This is a genomic window from Trichocoleus sp. Lan (assembly GCF_039961855.1).
Lineage (GTDB): Bacteria > Cyanobacteriota > Cyanobacteriia > Cyanobacteriales > FACHB-T130 > FACHB-T130.
The window spans coordinates 11684-22520 of record NZ_JAMPKA010000020.1 but is presented as its reverse complement, the minus strand read 5'-3'; the positions used below and the strand labels follow the sequence as shown (position 1 = coordinate 22520).

At 49.0% G+C, this 10837-nt stretch carries 4 protein-coding genes; all 4 read left to right on the top strand.

Features of this window, described 5'->3' with window-relative positions; translation table 11 throughout:
* Positions 1-349: 349 nt before the first annotated feature.
* Positions 350-1273, top strand: coding sequence for an isopeptide-forming domain-containing fimbrial protein (locus NDA03_RS18120; protein WP_190524680.1), 924 nt, complete (start codon positions 350-352; stop codon positions 1271-1273).
* On the top strand, positions 1273-5331 hold the full coding sequence (locus NDA03_RS18115) for a hypothetical protein (protein ID WP_348238769.1): 4059 nt from the start codon (positions 1273-1275) through the stop codon (positions 5329-5331). Before NDA03_RS18120 ends, NDA03_RS18115 begins: the two co-directional genes overlap by 1 nt.
* A 90-nt stretch (positions 5332-5421) precedes the next feature.
* Entirely contained in the window at positions 5422-7527 is a 2106-nt protein-coding gene (locus NDA03_RS18110) for an OmpA family protein (RefSeq protein ID WP_348238768.1), read from the top strand.
* 90 nt (positions 7528-7617) lie between these two features.
* Positions 7618-10677, top strand: coding sequence for a DUF11 domain-containing protein (locus NDA03_RS18105; RefSeq protein ID WP_190415619.1), 3060 nt, complete (start codon positions 7618-7620; stop codon positions 10675-10677).
* Positions 10678-10837: the final 160 nt, after the last annotated feature.

Sequence of the window (10837 nt, the reverse complement as noted above, 5' to 3'; positions counted from 1 at the left end):
TTTGCGTCAAATTGGCTGATTTATTGACAATTTCGCGCTCAAGAACCGGCTAATGCAAAGGCAAAAAACAAATATTAATAATTTTTAGTTAATTTCATCTGCCAAAAGCAATAAAAATTTTATTAAGGCAGAAATAGAAAATATTCCTATAGCAATATTCCTTCAAAAATTCTCTTGCGGAAGAGACTCAGATACAGGTATTGTCGTAGATCGTAGAAACCTGGTAGTGTAAGTTTCACCTAATCAGGGTCTATACCCCTCAGGGAGCATCAGGGAGTCTACCACCACAATTTCTTTATCTCTCTAACAGTCCAGCAATGGGGTGTTTTGTTTAGTTAATCTCTGAAGAATGAAATCCCTGCAACCTCTGTTGGGGCGTACCTACCTGCGTCTAACAGCTATCCTAACGTGTTCGTTTGCTTTTGCTTTTCAGTCGTTGCCCGTTAGCGCAATAGACATCTTGAATACCGCCTCTGCTGCGGGTGACAATCTCCCCCCAGAAGGCGTGAAATCCAATGAAACTTCAGTCACAGCAGGTCAAGCGGCTCTAGAACTGATCAAAACAGGCGATCGCGCCGCAGCAGAACCGGGCGACACGGTTGTTTATCGCTTGGCGTTGAAAAATACCGGCACAGCCACTGCCAGCAATATCAGCATTACAGACACCCTACCTGTGGGCTTACGGTATGTGCCGGAGTCCTTGCAAGCCTCGCTGACCACTGGCTCCAGTACTGCCCAAATCACTATACAACCCGCTACTACGTCCAACCGGACAGTTACCTTTAATTTTCCTAAACTTGAGCCGAACCAAACCCTGAACGTGGTTTATGCCGCCGTGGTAACGCCAGACGCTATTCGCGGTAACGGGAGAAATCAGGCACAAGAAACGAGGAGCAACATCGCCAGCCATCAGTTGCGGATTCGACCCGGCATTTTGTCAGACTGTGGCACCCTGATTGGGCGAGTATTTGTCGATAAAAACTTTGATGGCGAACAGCAGCCAGGAGAACCAGGAGTGCCTAATGCTGTAATTTTTATGGATGACGGCAATCGCATCACGACCGATGCCAACGGTTTATTCTCACTTGCCAATGTTATCTCTGGCTACCGCACCGGCACGCTGGATTTAACCAGTCTACCGGGCTACACTCTGGCTCCCAACCAAAAATTTATTGAGCGCAATAGTCAGTCCCGCCTGGTGCAACTCGAACCGGGAGGATTAGTACGGATGAATTTCGGGGTGACACCCACCTATCGGGAGGGCAAGCAGTGATGAACCAGGCAAAAGGCAAAAAGCAGCCGCCAAAAGATGGGATTTTGACGTATTTCTCGTTCTTTTTACTGTTTACTTTTTATTTCTTACTTCCTCGCTCCGCGAAGGCAAATGAACTGTCTGCACTACCTCAAGGTGGACTCGCAGAAGATTCTGAGTTTGCAATTAAAAATTCCACCACTCTCCCTGCAATCGAGCAGGCGGCTGCCCTAGAGAGGACACCAGAGAATTCAGAAGTCTTGGGCACAAATTCTGAATTCGCCGTCCAAGATTCAGCAGAAATTCTAGATTTAGCTCAAAATACTATACCGACGGATTCACCCCTCCCTTCAGTAGAGACGGTAACGGTAGAGGAATCGGCAAAACCAGCAACAGCAGCGCCCAGCCTCGTAGCGCCTGAAAATACCGCACCGACGGCTTCACCCCTTCCCGAACTTCGAGAAGAGGTTGGGACAGCGCCTGAGAACTCGGCAACGATCGTACCAACCGCCAGCGAGCTGAAACAGTCGATCCCTCAAACAAATGCCCAGCAAACCTCTCAGCAAACTTCCGATGGGATTTTGGCACCTACCGAAGTTCGGATTTTGACCCCTGGAAGTGGAGTATTGGGGGAGGCTTCTACGAGTCTCGTCGTCCAGTACCACACCCAAGCTCAGGTACAAGTCAGCGTCAATAGAAAACCACTGGATGCCAAAACATCCACCCAGATAGAGCGAGACGAAGCCCAAAATATCATTACTCAGGTTTGGTACAACGTCCCTCTAGAGAAGGGAGAGAACACAATTACAGTGCAAGCGAATAACGGCACCTCGGCAAGTGTCAAGCTAACTGTAAAAAGGACAACTGCCCAAACCTTAGAAATTGCTCCGGTGAGCGATGCTCGGATTCCCGCTGATGGGCGATCGCTATTGCCCCTAGCAGGGAGAATCACCAATGAGAATGGGGAATTAATCCGCGAAGACACAATTGTAACTTTAACGACTAGCGCCGGTAAGTTTGTCGGTGCTGACGAGGATAAAGATCGAGCCGGATTTCAGGTGATTGCCAGAGGAGGACAATTTACCGCCCAACTGCAATCGGGTTTGGAAGCGCAGAAAGTCCGCATTCGAGCCGCTACAGAGGGGAATCGGTTAGAAGGGATTCGGGTTGGGAAAGACGCTCATCCTACCCCAATTAACCAATCCCCAAACTCCAATCCCCTATCTCCCAATCTCCAGCAATCTCCCATCCCCTCGAATACCCAATACCCGCCAGTACCGCCGACTGATAACCCCGTTGCTTATACCCAAGATGAAATATCTGCTAACACCCTTTCCGCTAACACCCTAGAAACTTATACGCAGGTAGAATTCATTACCAATCTGCGTCCTTCCTTGGTTTCGGGCGTGGTGAATCTGCGAATTGGCCCTAAAGGAACAAACTTCTGGGGACCGCGCCGGGAGTTTCTGAATCCAGATACGATCGACGAGGGCACCAATATCGATTTGAGTGCTGCTGTTTTCGCTACGGGTAAAGTGGGGGAGTGGCTGCTCACGGGGGCATATAATAGCGCTCGTCCGCTCAACCAAACTTGCGATGGCATCACCACCCTGTTCCGGGGACCGCAATTCTGCGAGCAACAATATCCCGTCTATGGCGATAGCTCCACCGTTGATTATCTAACCCCTTCAAAAGATAGCCTGTATTTCCGTCTGGAACGTACTTCCCCGGTTTTTGGTGCCGAACCAGACTATGTAATGTGGGGAGATTACAACACCACAGAATTCGCCCGCGCCTCCCAGCTATTTAGCGCTACGTCTCGCCAGCTACACGGGTTCAAGGGCAACTATAACCTGGGCAATCTGCAAATCACTGCCCTCTATAGCCCGGATGTCGAAGGATTCCAGCGAGATACTGTTGCTCCCAATGGTACCAGCGGCTATTACTTTCTGTCCCGTCGTCTGCTTGTCCCCGGTAGTGAAAGTGTTTTCCTAGAAACCGAAGAAATTAATCGTCCGGGAACGGTGACATCGCGCAAACCCCTGGTTCGTGGGCCTGACTACGAAATTGACTACGACCGGGGGACGCTGCTATTCCGTCGTCCCATCTTTGCCACGCGATTTGACCCGTTTGGCGTGACTCAGGTGCAGCGAATTGTCGTCACTTACCAGCATGAAGGGGTTGATAGCGAAGAGACAAATATTTATGCAGGACGAGCGCAGTATAACTTCTCTCAGGACTTGAATCGCCAAGCCTGGGTGGGAGGTAGCTATTTTCGGCAAGATGAGGGATTGCAGGATTTTGAGCTATTGGGTGCGGATTTCCTGTTCCCTTTAGGGAATAGCGGTCAAATTGTTGGGGAATATGCCCGCTCAGCCCATAATTCTCCCTTTAACGGAGATGTGAACGGCAATGCTTATCGACTAGAAGCGTATGGTGCGATCGCTAAAAGCATTCTCGCCCGCGCTTATTACCGTTCTGTCGAGGAAAATTTCTCTAATAATGCAACAACCAGTTTTACCCCAGGTCAAACGAGATACGGCACAAATATTGCCGCCCAGCTTAGCCAAACCACTTCGCTTACTGCTGGCTACGACCACGAGGTAAATTTTGGCACTGCGCCCTTAGAACGGGTGGAATTTTTTGATATTTTTAACCCTCAACCCCAACCCACACCCGGAGAAAAAGTTGATAATTCTCTGACCACGATTCGCGCCGGAATTCTACAAAAGTTTGGGGCTTCAGACCTCAGCCTAGAATACGTCAATCGCTCCCGCGACGACCGTATCGGCGACACCTTCGACAGCAACGCCAGCCAAATTGTCTCTCGCCTCAACGTTGCTTTAAATGATGCCCTCACCTTTCGGGCACAAAATGAACTGAACTTGGGAAACGGTAGCGATGCCCTTTATCCCGACCGTACTACCTTTGGGCTGGATTGGGCAGTGATGGAAGGAGTAGCTTTGCGACTCGCCCACCAATTTGTAGACACTAGAGTCTTTGGTCGCAATTCCATCACCAGTCTGGACACACTGGTAGAACAGAAACTCGGCGAAAACACCTCGATTACAGGTCGCTACTCGATTATTAGCGGCTTCAACACCATCACCGGGCAGGGGGCGGTCGGGTTAAACCATCGCTGGGTTGTTGCCCCCGGATTGCGAGTCCATCTGGGTTACGAGCATATCTTCAGCGACCTATTTAGCCGCACCGCCGCCGGACCGCGATTTGAACAGCCCTACGCTACTGGACAAAGTGCTTCCTCCTTAGGACTCAGCGGCGGCGACGCTTACAGTGTTGGGGTGGAATATACTGACAATCCCAACTTTCAAGCATCCGCCCGATTCGAGCATCGTACCGGCTCAGGCGGCAGTAACACTGTGATTTCTAGCGCTGCTGCCGGTAAACTCTCTCCCTCCTTGACTGCTTTGGTGCGCTATCAACAGGCAAGTGCTTCTAACCAATTGTTATATGCCTTGGGAGACACAATGAATGTCAAGCTGGGCATGGCTTACCGCAATCCCAATTCTGATAAGTGGAATGGTTTGTTGAGTTATGAATATCGCCGCAACCCCTCCACGATTCCAGAGACGTTGCTACTCGGGAGTGGCACGGGTTACAGAGATCACATCATCGCGGCTGAGGCGATTTATGCTCCTTCCTGGCGGTGGGAATTTTATGGCAAATATGCCATGCGAAACAGCACTACCGATTTAGCGAATAACTTCAGCAACTCTTCGACTGTGTTTCTGGCACAGTTCCGGACGATGTACCGGCTGGGATATCGCTGGGATGTCGCGGGGGAAGCTCGTTGGATTGGACAACCCGACACAAATTTTAATGAAACTGGCTTCGCTTTAGAGGCGGGTTATTATGTGACGCCAGACTTGCGAGCTTCGCTGGGATATAGCTTTGGCAGTGTAGATGACCGCGATTTTAGCGGCTATCGGTCAGAGGGTGGCGTTTATTTTGGCTTAACGCTGAAGGTAAATGAATTACTCGGCGGCTTCGGGCGACAAAAAGTATCACCGCCACAGCAGCAAGAGTCCCAGGTGCAACCAGTCGCGGTAGAGAGGTAATGGGGAATGAGAAAGGGGTAATTGGTAATGGGTAATCGGTAAAGAATAACCAATTATCAATCGCTGATCGCTAATCACGAATGACTACAAATGAACGCTAAAAAGTTTCTCTTACCTTTTGTTTTTTTACTGTTGCCTGTTTCTGCAACTGCTCAGACAGAAAATTTAAAAGTTGTTGTTAATAGCAACCAGGATGGAGCCGTTAATCCAGATGATGCCTTAACGCTGAGGGAAGCGATTGAGATTGTTAATGGGACATTACCTTTAGATCGTCTTAGTAGTGCCGAACAAAGTCTGGTTTCAAGTAATGTTGGTACGACGCTGATTGCTTTTAATTTGCCGTCAGCAGATACCACCATCCGCCTCGTTGAGGTGTTGCCACCATTAGCTCGTCCGGGATTAATTGTTGATGGTACAACGCAACCAGAGTATGACCCCGAAGGATCTGCAACTGCCGAGATTGCAATTCCGATTCCGGTAGTCGCGATCGCTCCCGCTGCCAATCGAGAAGTATTCCGTGGCTTAACAGTTGTTGCGGATGGGGTGACGATTCGAGGATTAAGCCTCTATGGTTTCACCTCTCGCCATCGCGCCACGGCTACCTTGCCACCCGCAGATATTTTTATCGATAATCCTCAGTCTGCTGCGATTAAAGGAGCTGCGAACGGTCAAAAGTTAATGGAGAATCGGGAAGGCGAACCATCACCAATTTCCAATTCCCCCAAAAATGTAGTAATTGAAAACAACTGGTTAGGGATTTTGCCCGATCAAAGTGTGCCGCAGCAAACTTCGGCATTTGGGGTATTTGTCTTTAACAGCTTAGGAACAACGATTCAACGCAACCGAATTGCCAACCACGATGGTAGCGGGATTATTACCTCTGTCCAAGCTGAGAATTTGCAGGTGACAGAAAACATTATTGTTGGCAACGGGATTGCGGGAATGCCCGATGCGATTCGCTTAGAAGGAAGGATTGATAACACGCAAGTTAGCGCTAATTTGATTTGCGGCAACGATGGTAGTGGTGTCTTTTTATTTAAACCCCAAGGTGCGGCGCAGATTAACAATAACCAAATTATTTATAACGGTCGTCGCTTGCGTCGGGCAGCCGTTTACTTAATGGGGAACGATCATCAGGTGATCGAAAACCAAATCGGTCATCAAACCGGACCAGGTGTAGTGGTTGCATCGTATCCCAAGAGCGATCGCAATCTCATTCAATCCAATCGTTACTTCGATTTAGACGGTTTGAGCATCGACTTAATTGCTCAACAAAACACGGGTGTCCAAGAGTATCAACGGGGAGATGGCCCCAATCCACTCCGGAATTCGCCCAATCGTCGCTTGGATACGGCTAACTCAGCGATTAATGCTCCCCAGTTCATTAGCCGCGAATTTTTTGTACTCGGTAATAAAACGAATCTGTCTGGAACTGCCGATCCGGGTTCTCAGGTGACAGTTTATCAAGTGAAGGAGAATACCGAGACGCCCTATGCCCCTCTCAGCGAACCGTTGACGACGATAGCAGCAGATGACGAGGGGAAATTTAGTGTCACGGTTGATAATTTGCAACCAGGAGATAGAGTCAGCGCGATCGCTACCATCCCAAAATACGGCACCTCTGAACCCGCTGCCAATGCTGAAATTGTCTCACCCGTCGGCGACCGGGTAAACCTCTCTTCCACCACCAACTTCACTAGCAGGAATATATTGCAAAGCAGACTGCGGACAATTCCTCAATGTACTACCGCACCCGCTCCACCAGTGGTACAAGTGCCGCCGGAAGAACCGCAACCGCCAGAACCCATCCGCATCCAGGTACCCACCAACGTCCACTTTGCCCTCGACAAAGCGACGATTAGTCCAGAAAGTGCCAGAGTTCTGGATCGAATTGCCGAAGTTTTACAAGCAAATCCCCCGATTGTGGTTGAGCTTCGAGGTCACACCGATCCTCGTGCTAGCGATGCTTATAATCTTGACTTGTCAAATCGGCGAGCGATCGCAGTGAGAAATTATTTACTGCGTCAAGGCATTGCCCCAGAACGCATGACAATTCGCGCCTTGGGTGAATCTCAACCACGAGTAACCGGAAGAAACCGTCTAGATTATGCCCGGAATCGCCGGGTCGAATTTATCTTCCAAGATGCCAGAGGCATCGAGTTATTTGTCCAAGAAGAAGATTTGCAGTTGGAGTAAGAATCGTTACCCATCGATTTCTAACCGCCATTAACCCGTTATCTGTTCCCTCCCATCTTGATGTCTTCACCCCTAGCGAGAGAAAGCAGAGTGAGTTCGCCGTTAAAATCCCAACACTTGCAAAAAATTAGCGCCTCCGTTAGCCGCTGGAGTTGTCGCTTCGGCAGCCTTGCCTTATCCATTTGCGCGATTAGCGGCTGGACTCAAGCGGCATTTGCTGAAGGCAGTCGGGAACTGACCGAGAACTCAGGCTACCGCCCTTACTTGGAATATTATGAAACGGCTACATTTCTAGATACTCCAATACCGCGTCGAAGCAGAATTAGAGTTTTCGCTAATCCAGGGGAAACGATCTATCTTGGTTCCAGTGCCGTTGGTGTTGGAGTTGGCGAGATCAGATATAGACCGCCTAATAGCACTACTTTTACTTCTTGTGGTGCAGGTATCGGAAAGATCGTCAACCGAGCGCAAGAGGTTGCAGGTCCAGCGCCGCTCAATCCCGCAGGCTACACTCCCTGTACAATTACAGCGGCTCAGACTGCCGCAACAGGAGCAGGAATTTGGGAAATTGATTTTGTCAGCCCAAATCCTACTAATGCTGCTATCAATACCAACCCGCCCCCGGTTCTTGCCCAAGCTAACTGGACTCAGCCCAATCTGGGTGTGGTGACAGCTTGGGATGTCACCGTCGTCAATGGAAATACCGCTATCACCGGTCGAGCTTATGCAAATTATTTGTCTCTCAATTTGGGAGCCAATCAGCCAGCAGAGTTGCGTTCCGAAGCCATTATTCTCACCGATGAAGGCTATCTGTACCGAATCGACCTGAATGGTATCGACCCCTTTGGATTTATCTTTTTTGCGAATAACAAAGGTTTCACAGCAAATCCAAACGGCGGTCCGATTTACCAATCCGTTCCACTTGCAGGAAGTAACGTATATAACCCGGATCAGCCAGATGTCGGGACGGATGTCACCTATAAAATCTTCTTTAATCGACCTGATAATCCCCTTTCTAAGCTGCCACTGGAAGCACCCATAAGTCCAGCCAGTGGTGGTAAGACATGGCTACTGACAGAAGCCGTTAAGCCCCCTCAGCCCGAGAATTTTACATTTACAGGCACAGAGGGGACTAACAATCAAGCTGGTACTACTGACCCCTTAGGAGGTACTTTCAGCTTTGACACCCCCGCACAGGGCAGTTACAGAATTGTTCTCGATCTCAATGGAGACAAGGAATTCGGCAACGCTAACGATCGCGTACTGGTTGGTATAGCAGAGTCTGGGTTCAACACAGTACCTTGGGATGGATTAGATGCCAATGGAGTGAATGTTTCTGCTAGCGCTATCCCTTACGGAGCGCAAATCGTACTCAGTGCAGGTGAAATTCATTTTCCGTTTCTAGACCCAGAAAACAACCCAGAAGGTCTGATTATCCAGCGGCTCAATGAGCCAAAGGTGGCAACACTACCGGCTCCCGATCCTTATGAGGTCTACTATAACGACGCTCCTTTAACCAATAATCAACAGGTTGCAGGAGCGCCCACTCCTGTGAACGCTCTGGGAGGGGTTTCCAGTATTAATGGCGCTCATGAGTTTACTAACCTCTTTGGTAATGACAGAGGCATTGATACCTGGACATACTACCCGTCTACTATCACCGATCTTAAGCAAGGCATCACTATATCACAAGCCGATTTGCAGATTCAAAAAACCTTGGTGACCAACCCAGTGGTTGCAGGTAGCCCTGTCACCTACACCCTCACCGTTACCAACAACGGCCCCTCTAACGTAACTGGAGCAACGGTGACAGACAACGTCCCAGCTCAAATTACTGGAGTCACTTGGACTTGCGCCATTACAACTGGGACTGGTAGTTGCGGACAAGCTAGCGGTACGGGAAATGCTATCAACACCACGGTCAATCTCAACAGTGCAGCTGTTGCTACCTATACCGTCACAGGTGCCATCTCTCCGATCGCCCCATCTGAGCAATTGAGCAATACGGCAACGGTCACGCGACCGAAAGATGTGACCGACCCCAATCCCAACAACAACACATCAAGCTCTACAACTACCATTCAACCTAACCCCGTTACGCCCACTGGCATCAAATCAGTTCGTCTGGTCACAGACGCAGATGCTAGCGCTTCGGTCACCACTGGAGATACGGTTGAATTCACGATTACCTATGTTAATAACTCCGCGACCCCTGTCACTAACTTCCTAGCGACCGACAGCCTTGATGCCACTAAGTTGAGTTTTGTTGCTGGCAGTTATAGCTTTACAGCCTCCGGTACGGGGACAACAGTGACACAAAATCCCAACTACAACGGTACAACTGACCCGAACCTTACCAATCCGACAGCTTTGGGCACATTAAGTGGAAATGGTGGTCGGGTAGTCATCAAGTTTCAGGCAATTATTACAGCGGCTGCTGGCGTGCAGATTAGCAACCAAGCTGTTGCTACATCAACAGGTGGCACGGTTAACTCATCGGTTACAGATGCCATTCAAGGAAATGGTGACTTGCCTCAAATTGTAGATGATGGAATTAATCAAGGAAACCTTCCAAATACTGGGGATGATGACCCGACTGTGCTGACGGTCGCTTCATTTGGGAACGCGAATCTGCGTTTGGTGAAACGAATCACATCTGTGACTAGAAACGGTGCGCCGCTGAGTGGGATTAACTTTAATAGTTTTGTAGATGACCTAAACAGCGACAATGACAATGCATCTGGCTGGTCGCAATTGTCGCCAGTAGGAGTTTCTACCATAGCGGCTGAAACAGCTTTGAGAAGCGGCGACGAAGTCGAATACACCATTTATTTTCTCTCTGATGGAACGGCTCCAGCTAACAATGTCAGATTCTGCGATCCGATTCCAACAGGGACAAGCTTTATCGCCGATAGTTTTGGTTCGGGTGCGGGAATTTCGGTGAATCGTGCTGGAACAATTGCCCCCCGGACTAATGTTTTAGATGCAGACGAAGGGACATTTCTCTCGCCACTTGCTCCTTTACCTGCGGGGAATGGTTGTCCGAATCAAAATAATGCTGATGGAGCGGTAACTGTGAATTTGGGTAATATTTCTAATGCAACAGGTAGCAACTATGGTTTTGTCCGCTTCCGCGCCAAAATAAACTGAGCAAAGTGTATATTTCTGATTGGAGAGGGTACATGGAACAAAAAAAATCGACTTTAAAGCTAAAATTAAAAATTAAAAATTCTTAGGGGCTATATTATTCCAGGGTTTTGCAACACCAAGATTTTATTGCCCGCTGCCTTCGACAACATTATTTGTTACA